Below are 19,378 nucleotides of genomic sequence, written 5' to 3' on the forward strand. Positions count from 1 at the left end.
GGTAAAGTGGTTGGCATTGAGTGGTAAAAATCTTGTCACTCGGTGGTAAATTTCTTGGCAATAGTGGTAAAATCCAATGGCTGTAATCACCCTCCACTGAAGAGAATGATAAAGTCCCACATGTTTGTTTTTCTGCTATCCTGCTCCATCCTTTTTGAACCGGGAACTCTTGAAAGATTTTCTGCCACCACCTTACGCGAAAACGAATGCTGATTATTGTACCTATTGCCTCACCTATCGACAAACAGTTGAGGAAGATCCACATGTAGAAAACGTGGACATACCCGATTTCTATTCATCTGTTCCATGAATTCAAAAGGGAAAGAGACGATCAAGTGACCAAGTCACTTAATCGTCTCTTTCAATTGAAGATGCAACTTCCTCAACTATAAATTTTCATTGTTCTCTGTCATATGTGTTCGCATGCAACAACCTCGCTCGAGTGCTGTCCCTGGGTCAGACTCAAATGCATCTAAATTTGTGGCTGCCCCAGGGACACGCCGACAAAGATAACATGCAGTCAGATCTTGAATTGTAGTAAAATGTCAGAATTCTGTAGAATTGTTTCCATCCCTGGGACGCGAATTTAATTTAAGCTTGTCTTCAATGTTTTAACCCTTATATTCCGTTAGACAGAAATCACTTGGTATTCGCTTTGATATAAAGTCACAACTATACTATTAATCTACTAGAAATAAATTCATCACGATTACTCCCACTGCGCAATGTTGTTTCTTAAAATTTAATGTACTTGTACCTTTTCGACGCTTAATGCTCGCCTCTGGTCGTATATTAATTTACGGTCATCAAGAAAGTTCTCTTCAAAAAATTGACTCCACAATAACCTTCACCTAATACCTTTTCCGACAATATCTCCATCCTATCCCCCAAACAAATTGATCTATCCTTTCAAATTTCGACAAATTACCAAAAAATCCTTTAAAAATTAAATAAAGAAAAATAGGCTATTTTCATCCATGAAAATAAGCAGCCGAAAATGCAAATTCGACCGCCTCTGTATTTCTATATAATTCATTGGAATGATAGCGGTCTCCAACAAACGGTGCCACCCATGGTCGGTTTTGTGATCAAATTGACAAATAATATGCGAATAATTGAAAAAATAGACACTTTTGAAACTAAATATTCCCATTATATCGCTATGGGTGGGACCTCTATTTTTATGATAATTCATGAAAACGTTTTTTATAAGGATAAAATTTAATGAAAACTATCTAACACTATATCCAGTAAATTAATTATGCATATTTAGTGAATTAATTGAATTGTTTTTTACAGGTACCCGACACTATGAATTGTAGTAACATGTCAGAATTTTGTAGAATTGTTTCCATCCCTGGGACGCGAAAATTTAGACACCAATGTCCCTCAATTTGTGGCTTACACAGGTACGTAAAATCCTAGCTTGAAGCGAGCGCAGCGTAGATTATCTCGAACAATAAAGTGGCAAATCGGCTAGCTGTGCCACCAATTTATCACTTCGGTTTTGAACGTTTCTGTAACGAGTTAGCGAGAGTGTCATCATCTAACACTGCATCGAGCTAGTTTTCAGCTCGTCATGAACAGCAAACCCGCTGCATCATAACCTTGAGAATAACCAACTTAACTCTTATTTTGCCACTCGATTTCATCTGAAGGATCCAAAGTCTCAAGCTTTATCTGAAACCCTTCATAAGCCATTAGCATCTTGCCGATTTCATCCCAAGTGTACGATTTTCCGTCAACAACCAACTTAGGAACGACTTCCTCATCAGGATCATAGGCAATTCTCCCAGCCAAGGTTGTTCTTCAACGTATCGTAAGATTTGCCGTTTGGAAACTGTCCTTGCTCCACATACACCTCTGCCATTCCAATCTCTGCTTTCGCGATTAATTGAAGATACAACTCCTCTTGATCTGCATCCAATTCACCATGAACGACAAACTGAAACCCATCCGATTCTTCTGCTATCGCTTCCATGATGATGCCAATTGGATCCAAGAGCTTTCTCAAACGCAAACGGTGCACCTTACCTTCACCGTCACGAATCGTAACACCTTCCGGATAGCTCTTTGCTTTTATCCCTAGTTTTTTAAACATTTTCTCGTTATAACAATCCAAACATAAAAGCTCTGTACCGAAACGGATATAAGCATCAGTATTTCCACACAGTTGGCATTCAGCCATCCCCGCTACCTCTTTCACTTTCTAATTTTTACTCATTCTCTACTTGTTTCCGTCCCTGGTACGCGAATTATTATGATTAAATTATAACAGAAGAGTTCTATACGACACCTATCCTAACAGAGGGGGAACCCATTCCCTACAGCTTTTATGGAATTTCCCATGCAATTTTTAGTGTATATTCTGATTAATTTTTCACACAGGTACGCGATTTAATAATTTCATGGCTGTTCATACTCAACACTTGAGATAAATAGGTAACCATCTTAGCTTATTTGTTACAGAAAGAAGAAATGACTGCTACTATTTTTGATTAAAAATGGGCCATCTTAATTTAACGAATACTATTTCTTTAAAAAATAACAGAAAGTTCTTACATTTATGAGTGGAATATATTATGATAAAAGGAGACATGTAAGAGTACATGTTACAAAGGATATATGAGAATTAATGTTCATGTAATAATGGGATTAAATGAGGATTCAATTGGACTTGCAAACAATTTAAAAGAAAATTACGAAGTTGTTTATATATGTGATGGCATCGTTAAAACCTTACATGTACGCGAAGACTTTACCTATGTCGGTGAACAGTTTATCCATGATATGGATCCTCTCGTTACTAAGGTTTTTGTTTATGAACCACCCTATAAAACTGGCAAGCTAGTTAACAAATCAAGATCGTTTGTTATGGAGAGGATTAAGCTTTAGGGATTTAGAATAAAAAAGCAGCTGAGATTGTATTTTCAGCTGCTTTTTTGCGTTTAGAATTTATAAAAATGTATAGGGTTTTCTTTCAATATTCTATTCAGTAATAATCATAAACGGCGACTGTTCAAACTCTGGCGAAACATTTTTAAAAAAATTTACCACTGTATCGGCTCCGTTTTCCGACTCGCTTTGGACGGCAAACCTGCTGCATCATAACCTAGGAAGTAAAAAGCATTTTGCGGCGGGTGTGCGTCCTTCGCTCGCATTCAACCTTCACGTGCATAGTCTTTCGAGTGCTGTCATTGGGACGATTTTTTAAGGTGCCACCCATTATGTATTTTGATCTATTTCTGATAAGATCGGGTGATAATTTGCTAAAAAATGATACACTTCATAATTTTTTATCGAAATTTTTCAATTCAATTGTTACGGGTGGCACCACTTAAATTATGAATATTTATAAAATTGAATATTTCGTCATAATTAATTTCAAGAAACCCATTACCTACAGCTTTTATAGAATTCTTTAAGCAATTGTAGTGTATTTTCTGAATAGTTTTTTACACAGGTACCCGATTTTTAAACACAATTTTACACTGTCTAATAAATTGGGGCTTAACCAGGTACCTGTTTTTCGTAGCTTTTTGAATGGCTGTAATCACAGCACAGGAATGGATTTTATCATTCCTTAAAATTCTTCTCAAATCTCCATGCATCCTTACACATAGAAATTATATCTCGTTCAGCTATCCAACCTAATTCTCGTTTTGCTTTCGAAACATCAGCGTAGCATGAAGCAATATCTCCCGGTCTGCGTTCTATATTTTCGTAAGGTATTTCGATTCCATTTGCTTCTTCAAAAGCTTTCACTAATTCCAATACACTGGTTCCTTTACCGGTTCCTAAATTATACTTATGAACACCTTCTGAGTGATTGTTCAATGCAGCAACATGGCCATCTGCTAAATCAAGCACATGAATATAATCGCGAACTCCTGTACCATCGACAGTTAAGTAATCATTTCCAAAGACTTTCAATTCCTTTAATTTACCTTTAGCCACTTGAGTAATATAGGGCATAAGATTATTTGGTGTACCATTGGGTGCTTCACCGATCAATCCACTCTCATGAGCTCCAACAGGATTGAAATATCTTAGGATTGATATAGAAAACTGTGGGTTGGCTTTAGCAACATCTGTTAAAATGCGCTCGCTCATCGCTTTCGTTTCACCATATGGATTCGTTGTTGGCAAAAGATCCATATTCTCTACAAGCGGTACAGTAGTATTGTCACCATATACTGTTGCCGAAGAACTAAATACAAATTTATTTACGCGATATTTAAGGCAAGCTTTGACAATAACCATCGTATTTACTATGTTGTTATAATAATATTCTATTGGCTTTTTTACAGATTCACCAACCGCCTTAAGTCCAGCAAAATGAATAACAGCATCAATCTTACAGTTACTAAAAATCACATCAACAGCTTGTACATCCGTTACATCAATCTCATAGAAAGTTACTTCTTTATCTGTAATTCGCATAATCTTCTCAACCGTCTCACGTTTACTGTTACAGAGATTATCAGCAATTAATACTGTATGTCCTGCTTCTAGTAATGCAATGGAGGTGTGAGAACCTATATAGCCAGCTCCGCCGGTTACTAGTATGTTCATTAGGCTAACGCTCCCTTTTAAAATGTTCAATTCTACTTAACCGTTATATCACTATAGTAGCTCCATTTTCCTTAATTACTTTCTGTTTTTTATTAAACCCTTTGCTATAATAACTAAATATTTAAATTCTCTTGTCTTAAAAAATAAACCACTGAAAATTACACCTGTCACGCTTATGCATATAAACACCATTAAGAGGAACGAAAGAATAGTAGTCTCTTCTATAAATTTAAATATATATTGAATAACCATAATATTCGCCAGTGCTACCATTAAATACTTTAGCCAAACGATATAGTAAGTCAAAACATTCTTCTTTAATCCATATTTGTAAACAATCATTGGGTCAAACCAAACGTTTGTTATAACTCTAGTTATAGTGGTAGCCACCAACACCCCAAAGAGACCAAAATCATCCACTAAATAAAGTGATAAAGATAAATTGATTACAGCAGAAACAGCTGGCCGATACTTGCCATGTACAAATAATCCCATTGTCGAGCGGAATGTCCAAATAGAGTTCATCATACCGAATATATACCAGTTCAAAGCGATTATAAATACGATTTCCATTTCTAAAATATAATCATTTCCAATCCACAATTCAATAAAAGGATTGAGTAAAGAAACAAGACATACAAATGAAAAACCATATATTATAAAGTTGGAAAATGTTATTACTTTCAACAAAAATTCTTTTCTTTCTACACTCTCTTTTGCAACAAAATTCCCTACACTAGCAGTAATGGCATTTATGAATTGTGAAACCACTATTTCTATTGATCCTAATATTAAAGTGTAGTTTGAAAGCTTTCCTACTGTTGCAATGCCGATGTAAGCGGCTATAATAATATTATCCATACCATGCATAACTGTACTTCCAAGTTTATAAATGACCAGGGCCTTAACATTGGTCCAGATATTTTTCTTTTCTGAAGATTCTAGTCTTTCTTTTTTATATTTTTTCAAGTAAGGATAAAGACGATTCGCTTTGATGGTAATTATCACATTTTCAAGTAAAGTACAAAGTATTTGAATGCTTAAATAGAAAATGAAGTCTTGTGTTATCAACAGTATAAGTATTTGGAGAATTGCTCTGAGAATATTAATATATAATTTAAATTTTGATAGTATAAATTCTTTTTGATGAGCAGTAATAATTGATCGGTTATACGCAAAAAAATAAGAAACTGCTGTATTTAGTAAAAATAATAAATAGATTAAAGTGAAATTTTCAACATTTGGTTGCTCTTTATAGATGTTATTTAATAACGGCAGCAATATTAAACCTAAAGCTATTACAACAAAGCCGATAATTATATAGACCTTCTTATAAAGATTCATCAATGCTGCAATTTTCCGATGTTCATTATTTGCAACCGGCTTATACATGCTATAAATCATGGCACTGCCAAAACCCAATTCAGCTAAGGAAAGCAAAGTCAAAATATTTGTTAAAAGTCCATTAATACCCAGGTATTCAATTGATAAGTAGTGAATGAATACAGTTCTTACTCCAAAATTTAATAGTACTATTAATATTTGAGAAATTATGCCGAAAATTGCATTTTTTATCGAGTTGGCTGTTCGGCTATTTAAATTTTCTATAATAAAACGCCCCGGATCTTTAAATAAACTGGTTAATCACAAAAATACGCTTTCCTATGCGCCTTAGCATCTTTTAAAATTATATCCCTTTTAACTGAATCAATTTCATAACTCTGGAGCCCTTGCGGCTCTAAAGGTAAAATGCCAAGAAAATAGAGCACCTCCCCAAAACCTGTATAATGAGGGTTACGACACACACATTAACAGACTGGAGAGTTGCTCTGTGCCTTTTATACGACACGCAAGCCTGTTTGACATGCAAGTTTTGTATAACTTGGGACCTAACCACCGGTTCAATTCGTTTTTATCAGACAATGATAACCATCCGAACCTTGACGTCGTGAAGAAAAAGTCTCGTTTCGGGCCACCGCAAACCCTGCACTTTTCTTTTGCACTCCCCATTCGGGTGTACAGGAACAGAAGCCGCAATTCCGAAATCGGAACATCCAGCTGGCTGGCAATCGTTTTTTCGTAGACGGGAAACTTCCACCGTTTCTTTCTTTTGTTGCACTTGATCGCACGCCTCTACATGGGTGGCATCAATGGAGGCGATTACCCGAGACGCCCCCTTTAGACACGGCCATCAGAAGCGTAAGTTCCTGGACTATTTCAATTGCATCAGATTCACTGACCAACGTAATCATGCGTGAGTAAGAAGCTTCCGATTGAACCTCATCCGATACTAAAAAGCCGCAGTCCACTTTGAAACGCTAATCGTCTTCCAACCGTTTGATCAGGTCTTTGATAAACGGAATCCGTTCAGTGATCAACACATAGGAAAGAACGTGTTCTGGTATGGAATCAAATGCCATCTTACCCTTGGGACAAAAAGCCAATAGATCCTGCAATCCCTGTTTCTTCAGGCAATCTCAATAACGGGAAGGCCGCCATTCTGCTGCTCAAAAGGGTACAGGAACGGCTGGCTTCCCTCAAGATTGGCTACGCCACGATGGGACGCCAGTTACGACTATTGGCGATTTATTAACAAATCTATCGCATCGATTCGCATTCGATCATTGCCTACAATAAGAAGAACGAACCGGAACCGATTGGATTTGACTGCTATTTTAGCCGACTCGTGTACGGGAATATAGCTATCGGTAACGACGACAGCCGTTGAACGGGTCAATGCCTATTTGAAGGGATATTTCCTCTTAAATTTGATTTACCATCGCACTGAGAAGAAAGCCAAATTGCATGTTAATTTGGTTCAATTGGCGTACAATGCTTCCAAATAAACCATCGACCTCCTAAAATCGCTCCAAGCAATCGCAGCCTAACCAACCAGTTCATTCGTTATTTTAAGCAATAATCGTTTTTCGGCTCATCGATAATTTTTTAAAAGTGCGTATTATGAAATTGATTTCCGAGTGCTAATTAAAGAATTATTGGATTTTTTTAGAGAAATTGCGCTCTCCATTTCTTAATTTCCTCTAAAGGCATCTTAATATTTGTAGTTATAGAACTATTAATTAATTTTGGTAATTGTTCTATATTATCTTTCTCGATACAATTCAAATTATTTCTTTCATTTATTCCTCTTGCTCTTTCATCTATAGCAATAATTATTGCCCTTTTTCTATGTCGCATTGCATATACTCCAGCATGTAATCTAGTCCCGATATATTCAATATCCTCTAATTCTAATACATCTTTAAAATCTTTCACTGTAGGATTAATAATTGAAATTTCATTAATATTATTGAAATTTTGGAGATATTCGAAATCTTCATGGCCTTGAACCCAATAGTAAACCTTAGAATAGTTTTTTATTAAAATATCAATTAACTTTTGATCTCGGTCATCTTTATTTTTTGAAGCTGTTAAGGTAAAAACTACTTGTGTCGCCTTTTTTGAAGGAATCATCCTACAAAATTCTGGTGTTAACGCCCACATTGTGACACAACCAGTATTAATTGCTTTAATTCCTAAAGATTCTAAAAAGTTTTTACTTCTTTCATCACGTACACTATGAAAATAATCCCTATTTAATAATTTCTTATATAAACTAGTAGTATAACCATTAGTTTTTTCTCCTGCACCTTTTCCGACACCCACTAAGATGCAATCTTTAACACCTTTATAATTAAATATATTTAAATTCCACTGCGGAAAATGTGTAAGCATATTTGGAACTAATAAATTCGACCCCCCCACAAATTTGTATTTGCTATTTTTATAAACGTTCACACGTCTGGAATTTCTCCAGACTTGATACGAATGAAAAGGAGATAAATGAGTGGGTACATTTAGTGCAAAATTGCCTTTTGTAATAAATTCAAGTTCACTTTGAACACAGTTCATTATTATTTCATCCCCTTTATTCAAGGAAGAAACAGATGTGTCGAGTAATAATATATTTTCCATGTTGATAAACACCCCTTAATATAAAAGTTTTATTACATATAAATTTCAATTCAAATATCCTAACACAATGTCCTTCTTAAGGATATGAACATAGAATTTGAGATAATCATTTTGCAGAGAGTTTTTCACGAATATTATTCATACTCTTTCTCCCAATAACTGTTACTATTAATCTTTTTAATAACTTTTTTGCACGAATTTGCCTAGGCATCCAGCTAACATGAAAATGATGAATACAATAACTGTTCTCGGTAGTATCTTTTATACAATTAATATAATCATATGGAGAAAAGTAGTCTTTTGGATAAACTACAATTTCATCTTTTAATACTTGAAATTCCCCATTTCTAACTAAACCTCTCGCCTGTAGTATGAAAGCAAATCTTTGAACATTGGTTTTCATATTAAGGATCCCATTCGATAGAAAACTTTCATTCTTATATTCCAGAATAAACTCCTCAATCAATGGATGAAATGGGATACATGCCATAAAACTAGTAGCAACATAATTGCCTTCTTCAAACCCCAAAAGACATTTATTATTTAATAAATCATCAAAAGGTTTAAAAACTTCCACATCTGTGTCCATGTAAATTCCACCATATTGCTGAAGAACTTTGAGTCTTGCTACATCACTAACGAAGGCAAACTTTTTTTCATTATAAGCTTGTTCAACGTATAGGCTCTTGTGAACATCAAAATTTTGCTCGTTCCATTCAATAATTTGATAGTCACTAAGATGTTTCTCCCAACTTTTAATGCACTTTTCTACTTTGGAAGGCTTTTCTTTATTTCCAAACCAGCAATAGTGGATAATTTTAGGTATATTAAATTTATCCATAAACATCCTCCATTAATTTATACAATTTTTCAACTTCTCTTTCATTGTCATAATTTGTATTAGAGCAATTATTAATAAACATCTCTTGCTTAAAAGGATCATTAATTAATCTAATTATTCCTTTAGCACACTCATTATTTTCCAAAGGAACAATAATTCCATCAAAACCATCTCTTAATTGACTTTTTGAAGTCGGAAAGTTTGTTATTAGTACAGGTTTATTAAGCATTTGTGCTTCTCGTACTGTAACTGCTTTCCCCTCATAACGAGATGGTTGAATATAAATATCACAAGCTTTTATATATGGATATGGATTAACCTTCTTACCAAGAATAATAACATTGTTCTCCATTCCTAATTCATGTATCTTTGCTCTAATCTTTTTTTCGTCAGGTCCAAATCCAATTATGTACCACTTGATATTAAATCCTTGATTAATAATTATTTTACAAATCAATGGTATATTATCAAAATTTTTCGCAGTTGTAAATCTTCCTATTGACAGAATATTCACAACGTTTTGGAACTTTGGCATTTCAGGGTCTACGTTATTTAAAATGGCCTGACTTTGGACAATATTAGATGATAATATATTCTCTATTAATACTATTTTATTTTTAATAGATGGAAATTTACCAAGAAATCCCTCAGTGACCATGTCTGATATTGAGATAACATTATCATATACAGACCACATTTTTTTCTGACTTTCGACATCTATCTCTAAAGATGAGTAATCAGTATGAATCCAAGCTATTTTTTTTTTTGCTTCAACTTTCTCGGCTACAAAATAGTGTGGGGTTAAAAAGCTAATCGCAAGATCATATTTTTCATTAGAAATTTTAGGCATAAATCTTTTTGTATACTTGTGGCTATATTCTAATGCTATATCATCTTCCTTTTGAGTGGTTATTTGATTATTTTTTTTGTATTGTATCGCCTTTTTTTTTCCAATATAACGACCAATTGCAATAGCAAGTAAACCTTTTTTAAGTGTTCTAATGATTGGGACTGCTAATGAAGAGTATTCTCTTTTCTGTGGTAATAGGTTTACTTCTTTAGGAAGCAAATTCATGAACTCTCCTTCATGTCGAAGTAAAAACAAATCAACTCTGTTTTCTTTATAAGAAATGCTATTGAGTAAACCCAGTAAAGCCCTTTCTGCGCCACCTATTTCCAAACAATGTGATATAATTAATATTTTTTTCATATTAAAACCTACTTAGCATAATTTATTATCCAAAAGTGTATAATATCTAGTTTATATATTTAACCATGAGAATATTGATTTATAAGAAAAATCCACGTTAATGAATGTTCCGTAAAAAAAATAGATAAAATAAAGTGTGAAGAATAAATAATATATCATAATCTTTTGTTTCCTAGGTATACAGTTAACCAAAATCCACGGCAAAGCTATTAGTGACATTGGTGAAAAAAAAGCACCCGCTCTACTAAATAAAATTGCTCCACCAAAAAATGATAAAACCATAAACAAGAAACTTACAACTGATGCATTGATACATAACTTAATAAAATGATTCCCATGCTCATTAATATTTCTTTTATAAATAAATGACAAGAAAACCGGCACACCATATACCAATACTCTAAATATACTCACACTTTCTTCAAAGCTACTTTCCGAGTAATCCTTTATGTTGCCCGTTAAAACCATTAATACATTTATAAAACTCTCAAATAACGAACCAATTACGAATACTGTTATAATCATAAAAAATGTTTTGACTGTCCAAACATCTTTGCTAATTATCAAAGGAATCAGCAAATATAAAAGAGCAAAAGGATGGAATAAAGAGGCAAGCAATACTAGCAAAAAAAACTTAACCCACTTCTTTTCACTAGCAAAATAAACTGCCCATATACCAATTGATATTGCTAGTATTTGCTTAATTGCTGCCATACCAAGTAAAAATAATCCCAATGTTATAAATAAAAATATTGACATTCCGAATTTAGGAGAAAACCTCCAATAAAAGTATACAAATGACATTATATAAAGTACTGAAGAAATTGCAATAAAGATTTGAGGATCTGTGGAAATATAAGATTTAATTAATGTTTGATATATCCAAAATGCAGGGTTATTTGATATTTCTAAATAAGACGGATCTAATGAGAACAAAGATGTGGGTACTTCTAGAGTATACCTTCTAATATATACAAATGTATCGTTATAGCTTATTCTTGAACCAGCAAATATCGATAGTAGGATAATAATAATCATTAGCAAAAATTGGTTTATAAATAAATGATTACCCATTTTTATTTTAGGGGAAATAACATCAACAGAATTAGACTTGAAAATCTTATTTTCATTAAAAGTGGTAATCAATGAAATTAAAAAAACTCCCCATAATAATAATATATATGAAATCAAACCTTATACACTCCTATTTCCCTTAATTTCTATTTTGCATATATTATAACCTCTCGCATAAATCATTTCAATGAGGAGTTCAGTCTTTTCCTTTTAGTGCTCATTAAGTTTAGATACATAATAACCCCTATTGGAATTGCTAAAATTGTCATTACCTTCTTAGGAGACTCTTTTATAAAAGCATTATTTCTAATCATAATACTTCCCATTACATATTGTGATGCTGAAATAAATTTGCGGTGAAATGGAGACTCCATAATCATGGAAACTTTTCTTAACTCCAAAAAGCCTCTCGGGTTTTTTTTATATGAATCAATAATGTTATTTGAAGAACCGTCATCCAAATATTCTACATAACATAATACTTTATTAATTATTAATAAATCTTTCTTATTATCTATTAAAAAATATTTCCAAGAAAGGGGTGTAAGTTTTTCTTCTACAAATACAGGATACGGTGGATAACTCTTAAAAACCTCTGTTCTATATATAAATTTCTTGTCACCAGAGAAACTCCGATGTATATTTCTAAACTTTTCTTCTTTTAAATTCGGAGGGAATGATTTCCCTACAATGTTTCCATTTATAAAAGCATCAAGTCCAACCATACCAGCGTAACAATTTCCCCCGAATTTATGCCAGTGTTCTAAAATAATTTCTACTGCGTTATCTGCCAAATAATCATCAGAATCTACACACATTGTTAACTCTGTATTTGCATGTTCATACGCCAAATTATGTGCAGTATGCATGCCGCCATTTATTTTATAAATATATTTTATTTCAAAATCAATACATTCATTAGTCCATCTGTCCACAATATTTTGTGTTTCATCTATTGATCCATCATCAATGATTAGCCAAATAAAATTTTTATTTGTTTGTCTTTTTAAACTTTCATAACATTTATGTAAAGTATGTGCTCTGTTATATGTTGGCGTAAAAACGGTAATAATTGGCATAATATTTCCTTTCCTGTAAATTATAAAAGATATTTTTCTAACTCTTTACCTTTAAATACAAACTAATTTTATTGAAGAGAAAATATATTATCAAATTCAATCGTTCACAATCTGTATTTAATTATTTTTGCAGGCACTCCGCCTACAATTGCTCTTATGGGAACATCTTTTATGACAACTGCACCAGCAGCTACTATGCTTCCTGTAGACACTTCTACCCCACCTAATATAGTTGCTTTTGCACCAATCCAAACATTATCTTCAATTTTCGTATATAGTAAATCAACAGGTTGATCTTTAATTAGAATATTTTCATCACCATACTGATGGGTAGTTGACATAATTGTTACTCCATGAGCAATTGATACATCGTTTCCTATATCGATTCTACCTGTAGAATCGATATAACACATTGGATGAATACTTACATTACTACCAATAGATAAATTTTTAAGCTTATAGAGATATACATTTGGATGAATAGAGACATTGTCTCCGCATTCTTTCGTAATAGTTTTTAAAAATATATATCTGATAAGTAATCCTTTATTACCTTTCATCATTCGAAAAACCTCAAATAACTTTTGGTGAATACTACAAGGTAAAAAATTACAAAAATACACTAACATACCAATAACAGGCTTAAATTTCTCGAATTTATCTCTTCCTCTAATCATTTTATCACCCTAAATTTACTTTGTACCACTCAATTGCGGCTTTAATCCCAAGCTCAAAATCCCATTCTGGTTCATACTCAAGCAATTCCTTTGCTAAACTTATATCCGCATTACTATGCTTAATATCACCTTTCCGTTCAGGACCAAAAATTGGTTTGATGTCTTTTCCTAAGGCTTTACACAACTCTTCATAAATATCAATCAAATATTCCCTACCACCAAAAGCAATATTAAAAGCTTGTCCTGCTGATTCATGAGAAGCCAGACACGATTTTAAATTCGCTTCAATTACATTTTCAATATAAGTAAAGTCCCTACTTTGTTTACCGTCACCATTAATTGTTGCTTGCTCATCATTTAGTAATTGTTTAAGAAATTTCGGGATAACCGCTGCATATGCACCATCAGGATCTTGTCTTCTACCAAATACATTGAAATAACGCATACCGTACGTATCAAGGCCATATAGTTTCGTATATAGTTTTCCATACTCCTCATCCACCTTTTTAGTAAGGGCGTAAGGTGACAATACATTTCCTTCTCTACCTTCTTGTTTGGGAAGGTTTGGTTCGTCTCCGTACACAGAGGAACTTGAAGCATAGACAAATTTCTTCACACCATTATGTCTAGCTGCTTCCATCATATTTATTGTACCTTTTATATTAACCTCTTCGTAGAATAATGGCATCTCGATACTTCTTGGCACACTGCCCCATGCAGCTTGATGCAATACAAAATCGATACCTTCACAAGCTTTCATACATGTTTTAAGATCACGAATATCTCCCTCAATAAATTCATAGCTTGAGTTTGCAATAAACATTTCAACATTTTCTTTTTTTCCAGTTGAAAAGTTATCCAATCCCCTTACTTGATAGCCAAGTTTAAGAATTGCTTCTACCAAATTGGAACCAATAAAACCAGCTGATCCAGTAACTAAAAATCTAGAGCCTTCTGGAAACTTAATATTTGCATATCCCATTTTATAACCTCCAATATGTTAACCCAACATTCTCTGCTTCTTTTCGATTAAATATTCCTTTGATGTCTATTAATACAAAATCATTTTTTTCACTACATACTTCAAATTCAGATGTCGCTGCTACTTCACTCATAACTTCTGAATGAATATTACTAGATGTACTATACATTCCTTTTACATCTTCTAAATGAATATTATTGAACTCTTTATGAGGTACTGCAAAAATAATTGCATCCATATCCTTTATATCTTCTACTTCAGAAAGAGCAATGTTATATTCTCTTAAAAGATCTTCTCTATCTGCTACTGGGTCCACAACCTTCACTTCTATTCCGTATTCTTCTAATTCTCTAATCACATCTACTACTTTTGTATTTCGAACATCTGGACAATTTTCTTTAAAAGTAACACCAAATATGGCTACTTTAGAACCATTTATTTGTTTGTTTGCTTTTATCATTTTTTTTACAGTACTTTCAGCAACATATTTACCCATATCATCATTTATTTTTCTTCCTGAAAGAATAATCTGAGAATGATACCCTAATTGTTCTGCTTTATATGTAAGATAGTAAGGATCCACACCTATGCAGTGACCTCCTACTAGTCCAGGAGAGAATTCAAGGAAATTCCACTTTGTTCCTGCTGCTTCAAGTACTGCTTTAGTATCAATATCCATTTTATTAAATATAATAGATAACTCATTCATAAATGCAATATTAATATCACGTTGAGAATTCTCAATAACTTTCGCAGCTTCAGCCACTTTTATACTTTCAGCTTTATACACTCCAACGTCTACTACTAACTCATATACTTTTGCAACAATATCAAGTGTCTCTTTATCCATCCCTGCTACCACTTTAATAATCGTTGCTAATCTATGTTCTTGATCACCAGGGTTAATTCTTTCAGGCGAATAACCAACTTTAAAATCTACACCACATTTCATTCCAGATTCTCTTTCCAAAATAGGAACGCAAATTTCTTCGGTGACACCTGGATAAACAGTAGATTCATAAACTACAATTGAACCTTTAGTTAAGTTTTTACCGAGCGTTCTACTTGCTGATTCAATCGGTGTTAAGTCCGGTGTACGATCTTCTCTTACTGGTGTTGGTACTGCAACAATATGGAATTTAGCCTCTTTAAGTCTTAATTCATCTGAAGTAAAGTCTACAGTAGTTTGCTTGATGACTTCATCTCCCACTTCTTTGGTAGGATCTATACCATTTTTATAAAGTACAATTTTTTCTATATTAACATCAAATCCAATTACATCTATTTTCTTAGCGAAAGCCACCGCTATTGGCATCCCTACATAACCTAGTCCAATTAATGATATTTTTTCTTCTCTACTTACAATCTTTTCATATAAGTTCATATCAGTTCTCCCTATAAATTGTTAATTTCATCAATGTAAGCATTGATGACTATTTTTCGATTATATTCTTTTTCCATCTTTCTACGTCCAGCAAAGCCCATACTTTTCTTTTTATCGTAAGGTAACTCAATGAATTTTATGATTGCTTCAACTAAACTATCAGCATTTTTAGCTTCGAATCCAAATCCACTGGTTTCTTCGTCAAAAGTTTCTCTACATCCAGGAATGTTAGATGCTAGAACTGGACGACCTGTTGCAGCGGATTCTAATAATACGTTAGACATACCTTCATGATATGAGGGATTAATTGTTGCATGGCTTTTTTTTATAAAAGTATGAACGTCATTTTGGCGACCGTGATATTTTATAATTTTGTTATTATCTAGTTCTTTTAATAGCTGAGTATAGTCTTCCTCTCTATCTCCGACTATATCAAATTGAACATTAGGATATTTTTCTTTAACTCTATTAGCAGCTTCTATTAATTCATCAATACCTTTATCCTTCATAATACGTCCAATGAAAAGAAATTTAATCAACCGATCATCTTCGGGGTATTCTTCAAATGAATGTTGTGTCAGGTTTACACCTGATCCTGGAACTAACCTAGATTTACTCTTTACAATATTGTTGTTATTAAAAAAAAGTTTATTAGGTTCATTCTGAAAAAATATGCACTTAGCCTTCTTTAAACCAGTTCTGTATAAAAATAATGAAATTTTTTGTATTAAACCTCTGCTCTCAATTGAAGTACCTAACCCTGTTATATTTGCTATATAAAATACGCGTAGTAGCCTACATGCCAAACCGCCATAAACATTTGGTTTAATTGTATAGGTTAAAACCACATTAGGTTTTAAATTTTTCACTAAATTAAAATACGAAATAAACAACTTCAAATCAGTTATTGGATTAGTCCCCCTACTGTTAATAGAAGTTTTTACAATACTACACCCCATCTGCGTAAAATATGACATTTTATTATCCTCAGGTGCTGCAATTACAACCTCATATTTTTGAATGATTAATTCTTCTATCAATTCCCTTCTAAAACTATAAAGTCCTTTTATTGAATTGGTTAACACTAACACCTTACTCAAATTACCGTCTCCCACCTGTACTTAACAATTTATGACTAAAAACTTTTACTTCATTAAACTTCATCATATAAATACCCTCATTATACTGACCAATCACATTTTCATTCACATTACCACTTACATTATTAATAATCATCTTAGGAACGTTTACGCCGCACTCATATGCATGAGGAAATCCTCCACCAAATCTAGGATTCACTTCAGAGATATAATATGCATCATTAACTTTAAAGATATCAATATCAATTATTCCTTTAAAATCAGCTTTTTTCACAAAATCACGGATTAATTTAAAAAGTTTCTCATCTTTTACCGAAACCGATTTATCTGTTTCTCCAGCTCTCATTTTGAGCTTTTCTTTTATAAATATTGAAACAGGTTCTTCGGAAAGCATATCGATATAAACATCTGCTCCATACTCCGCCCCATCCATAAACTCCTGAATCATCAAATTATCAAACTGGGAAAATAGCATCTTGATCTCATTCTTTGATGTCACTTTGCTAATATTAATACTGGCACTGCCTTTTACAGGCTTAACGAATACAGGAAAAGCGATATCTCCAGTTTCTAAATCATTGTAAAACTGAGCTTCATCTATATAACTTTTAACAGTTTGAAAATTATTTTGAATCATGAATTCATACATCTTATATTTATCAAAAGATTTCTCAATAACTTCAGGATTTGAAACGATAGGAATTGTTCCAATATCTAGAAATGCTTTCTTGTTTTCAGCAAGGAGACTTAACTCAGGATCAATCAATGACAGTACTGCTTTAATTTTATTATCTTTACAAATTGAAAGTATGCATTCCAAATATCCTTCCTCATTCATTCTTGGAACAATAAAATATTTATCTGCTTCATAAAGTGCAGGAGCTAAGCCGCTACTATCAGTTGCTATAATTAGCCCTTTTCCAGATAATTCTTTTTTGAAATACTGTACTATTTTATTTCTTGTACCACAGCTTAAAATTAAGATATTTAAATCATTTTTCACTATTTATTTCCTCCAGACTATCAAAAAACAGCGGAGTTCCGCCTGTATGTATAAATAAAATCTTTTTCCTATCAATTTTATTCGTCTTTATATATTCTTTCATGCCCCAAAAAGCCTTACCTGTGTATGTAGTATCCATAGGTATTCCATCTTTAGTTAAAACGTCCTTTATAGTTATCAGAATTTCTTCATTATAAGTACTGTAACCATCCAGTATGTAATCATCAGTAAAACAGACTTTTTCAGGTTTCACTATACTTTTTCCATGGCTTTTCAAGTATGAATTTACACTATCCAGAACCACTTGACCACCGTATTCCAATTTTCTAGCAATACTGATTCCCACGATAGATCTTTTATCGCCATTTAACAGATTCCCACAAATTAAGCCTGCTTGAGTAGTACCTGTGCCAGACGTATGGAAAATATAATCAAAATATTGACCGAATGCTTCCTCATAATCTAATATTTCTTCATAGGCATCTACATAGGCTTGGGTTCCAATATTCCCATGTCCCCCGCCTTGAATAAAATAAGGTTTATAGTCTTTTCTTCTAAGCTCTAATAGGTGGTTCTCTATTGTCATACCTACTTCATTTATAGGACATTGTATAACCGTTGCATTAAATAATTTTATCATTTTGCTATTCGATGTGTGGTGATTTTCTTCATTAGGAGAAATTATATAGCATGGCAAGTCTTTTGCAGCTGCAATATTAGCAATGACTCGGCAGTGGTTTGAACTGCTACTTCCATATGTAACTACACAGTCTGCTTTTTTATTTTCTAAATCTTTAAAGAAAAGAATTGCCTTCCTAGCTTTATTGCCACCAAATGAAACAGGCAAAAGATCGTCCCTTTTAATATAGAAATTATTATTATTCAACTCTAAACTTAATTTATGAATTGGCGTTGCACAATTTTTATCTAAATACAATTTATTCCACCCCGCTACTCATTAATCCATTCTGCTATAACTAATCCATAAACAAACCTGTCAATTTTTTTACCATTATTAATTAAATCATTCTTAAGTAGACCTTCTTTTTTAAAATCAACTTTTTCAAACAACTTTTGGGCTGGAGTATTATCAACTTCTGTATAAAGGTATATTTTTTGTAAACCCAATTCTTTGTAACTTTTTTCTATTAATAGTTTAGTGGCTATACTTGCAATCCCTTTTCCTTTAAATTTATTCCCACCAAGACAAATATAATACTCGGCCTTTTTGTTAATAACGTCGATATTCAATAACCCAATTAGGCCCGCTGGTTCACCATTATAGGTTATTGTGTAATCGACTCTATCAATTCTATTCTCAAGTGTTTTAAACCAAGATATGGTTTTATCCTCTTTTAATGGCAAGTCATAGTGGAGGTACTTATTATTTTGATCATCGTTTATCCATTGAACTTTGTAAGGCACATCTTCTTCTTGAAATTTCCGTAAAGAAATAGTCATACTATACCTCCCCAAGT

General features: G+C 33.0%; 17 protein-coding genes and 1 pseudogene. 2 read left to right on the forward strand and 16 right to left on the reverse strand.

Annotated elements, in window-relative coordinates:
• Positions 1-1,623 precede the first annotated feature (1,623 nt).
• Both E2636_RS19405 and E2636_RS12980 read right to left on the reverse strand, forming a co-directional pair.
• Complete coding sequence (locus E2636_RS19405) at positions 1,624-1,800, reverse strand: DUF7713 domain-containing protein (RefSeq protein ID WP_243840641.1); 177 nt, start codon at positions 1,798-1,800, stop codon at positions 1,624-1,626.
• Positions 1,778-2,188: a DUF7686 domain-containing protein gene (locus tag E2636_RS12980; protein ID WP_243840642.1), complete on the reverse strand. Its 411-nt coding sequence runs from the start codon at positions 2,186-2,188 to the stop codon at positions 1,778-1,780. The genes E2636_RS19405 and E2636_RS12980 overlap by 23 nt, the downstream gene beginning before the upstream one ends.
• Before the next feature lie 437 nt (positions 2,189-2,625).
• On the opposite strand from E2636_RS12980, the gene E2636_RS12985 reads away from it, so the two are divergent.
• Positions 2,626-2,895: a hypothetical protein gene (locus E2636_RS12985; protein ID WP_134210574.1), complete on the forward strand. Its 270-nt coding sequence runs from the start codon at positions 2,626-2,628 to the stop codon at positions 2,893-2,895.
• Positions 2,896-3,576: 681 nt separating this feature from the next.
• Here the strand turns inward: E2636_RS12985 and galE are convergent.
• Together galE and E2636_RS12995 are read right to left on the reverse strand one after the other, a co-directional pair.
• Complete coding sequence (gene galE / locus E2636_RS12990) at positions 3,577-4,575, reverse strand: UDP-glucose 4-epimerase GalE (protein WP_134210575.1); 999 nt, start codon at positions 4,573-4,575, stop codon at positions 3,577-3,579.
• A gap of 75 nt (positions 4,576-4,650) precedes the next feature.
• Positions 4,651-6,021 (reverse strand): lipopolysaccharide biosynthesis protein, encoded by a 1,371-nt coding sequence (locus E2636_RS12995; protein ID WP_166669525.1) that lies wholly within the window; start codon positions 6,019-6,021, stop codon positions 4,651-4,653.
• Between the two features lie 938 nt (positions 6,022-6,959).
• Here E2636_RS12995 and E2636_RS19410 point away from each other — a divergent pair.
• Positions 6,960-7,421: pseudogene (locus E2636_RS19410) on the forward strand (transposase); the annotation flags it as partial.
• A gap of 160 nt (positions 7,422-7,581) precedes the next feature.
• Here E2636_RS19410 and E2636_RS13000 read toward each other — a convergent pair.
• From E2636_RS13000 to E2636_RS13055, 12 genes are all read right to left on the reverse strand, one after another.
• Positions 7,582-8,550, reverse strand: a complete 969-nt coding sequence (locus E2636_RS13000) for a polysaccharide pyruvyl transferase family protein (RefSeq protein WP_134210577.1) — start codon at positions 8,548-8,550, stop codon at positions 7,582-7,584.
• A gap of 106 nt (positions 8,551-8,656) precedes the next feature.
• A complete protein-coding gene (locus E2636_RS13005; protein WP_243840643.1) occupies positions 8,657-9,391 on the reverse strand; it encodes a glycosyltransferase family 32 protein in 735 nt (244 codons plus the stop codon).
• On the reverse strand, positions 9,384-10,601 hold the full coding sequence (locus E2636_RS13010) for a glycosyltransferase (protein ID WP_134210579.1): 1,218 nt from the start codon (positions 10,599-10,601) through the stop codon (positions 9,384-9,386). Before E2636_RS13010 ends, E2636_RS13005 begins: the two co-directional genes overlap by 8 nt.
• 51 nt (positions 10,602-10,652) lie before the next feature.
• Positions 10,653-11,792: an EpsG family protein gene (locus tag E2636_RS13015; RefSeq protein ID WP_134210580.1), complete on the reverse strand. Its 1,140-nt coding sequence runs from the start codon at positions 11,790-11,792 to the stop codon at positions 10,653-10,655.
• Positions 11,793-11,854: 62 nt separating this feature from the next.
• Entirely contained in the window at positions 11,855-12,754 is a 900-nt protein-coding gene (locus E2636_RS13020) for a glycosyltransferase family 2 protein (protein WP_208324077.1), read from the reverse strand.
• 104 nt (positions 12,755-12,858) lie between these two features.
• Complete coding sequence (locus E2636_RS19415; RefSeq protein ID WP_243840644.1) at positions 12,859-13,431, reverse strand: acyltransferase; 573 nt, start codon at positions 13,429-13,431, stop codon at positions 12,859-12,861.
• A 4-nt stretch (positions 13,432-13,435) separates the two neighbouring features.
• Positions 13,436-14,413 carry an SDR family oxidoreductase gene (locus E2636_RS13030; RefSeq protein WP_134210582.1) on the reverse strand — a complete coding sequence of 326 codons (978 nt, stop codon included), beginning with the start codon at positions 14,411-14,413 and terminating at the stop codon, positions 13,436-13,438.
• A gap of 1 nt (position 14,414) precedes the next feature.
• Entirely contained in the window at positions 14,415-15,797 is a 1,383-nt protein-coding gene (locus E2636_RS13035) for a nucleotide sugar dehydrogenase (RefSeq protein WP_134210583.1), read from the reverse strand.
• An 11-nt stretch (positions 15,798-15,808) separates the two neighbouring features.
• On the reverse strand, positions 15,809-16,888 hold the full coding sequence (locus E2636_RS13040) for a glycosyltransferase family 4 protein (protein WP_322789592.1): 1,080 nt from the start codon (positions 16,886-16,888) through the stop codon (positions 15,809-15,811).
• A gap of 10 nt (positions 16,889-16,898) precedes the next feature.
• Positions 16,899-17,900: an ATP-grasp domain-containing protein gene (locus E2636_RS13045; RefSeq protein WP_134210585.1), complete on the reverse strand. Its 1,002-nt coding sequence runs from the start codon at positions 17,898-17,900 to the stop codon at positions 16,899-16,901.
• Complete coding sequence (locus E2636_RS13050; RefSeq protein ID WP_208324079.1) at positions 17,890-18,837, reverse strand: 1-aminocyclopropane-1-carboxylate deaminase/D-cysteine desulfhydrase; 948 nt, start codon at positions 18,835-18,837, stop codon at positions 17,890-17,892. The genes E2636_RS13045 and E2636_RS13050 overlap by 11 nt, the downstream gene beginning before the upstream one ends.
• Positions 18,838-18,851: 14 nt before the next feature.
• Positions 18,852-19,361, reverse strand: coding sequence for a GNAT family N-acetyltransferase (locus tag E2636_RS13055; protein ID WP_134210586.1), 510 nt, complete (start codon positions 19,359-19,361; stop codon positions 18,852-18,854).
• Between the last annotated feature and the right edge of the window lie 17 nt (positions 19,362-19,378).

Source organism: Paenisporosarcina antarctica, from assembly GCF_004367585.1.
GTDB lineage: Bacteria > Bacillota > Bacilli > Bacillales_A > Planococcaceae > Paenisporosarcina > Paenisporosarcina antarctica.

Coding starts and splice junctions, on each gene's coding strand:
- E2636_RS13030 (WP_134210582.1), bottom strand. CDS start 14,413: ATGGGATATGCAAATATTAAGTTTCCAGAAGGCTCTAGATTTTTAGTT.
- galE (WP_134210575.1), bottom strand. CDS start 4,575: ATGAACATACTAGTAACCGGCGGAGCTGGCTATATAGGTTCTCACACC.
- E2636_RS12980 (WP_243840642.1), bottom strand. CDS start 2,188: ATGGCTGAATGCCAACTGTGTGGAAATACTGATGCTTATATCCGTTTC.
- E2636_RS13020 (WP_208324077.1), bottom strand. CDS start 12,754: ATGCCAATTATTACCGTTTTTACGCCAACATATAACAGAGCACATACT.
- E2636_RS13010 (WP_134210579.1), bottom strand. CDS start 10,601: ATGAAAAAAATATTAATTATATCACATTGTTTGGAAATAGGTGGCGCA.
- E2636_RS12985 (WP_134210574.1), top strand. CDS start 2,626: ATGAGAATTAATGTTCATGTAATAATGGGATTAAATGAGGATTCAATT.
- E2636_RS13055 (WP_134210586.1), bottom strand. CDS start 19,361: ATGACTATTTCTTTACGGAAATTTCAAGAAGAAGATGTGCCTTACAAA.
- E2636_RS19415 (WP_243840644.1), bottom strand. CDS start 13,431: ATGATTAGAGGAAGAGATAAATTCGAGAAATTTAAGCCTGTTATTGGT.
- E2636_RS13005 (WP_243840643.1), bottom strand. CDS start 9,391: ATGGATAAATTTAATATACCTAAAATTATCCACTATTGCTGGTTTGGA.
- E2636_RS13000 (WP_134210577.1), bottom strand. CDS start 8,550: ATGGAAAATATATTATTACTCGACACATCTGTTTCTTCCTTGAATAAA.
- E2636_RS13035 (WP_134210583.1), bottom strand. CDS start 15,797: ATGAACTTATATGAAAAGATTGTAAGTAGAGAAGAAAAAATATCATTA.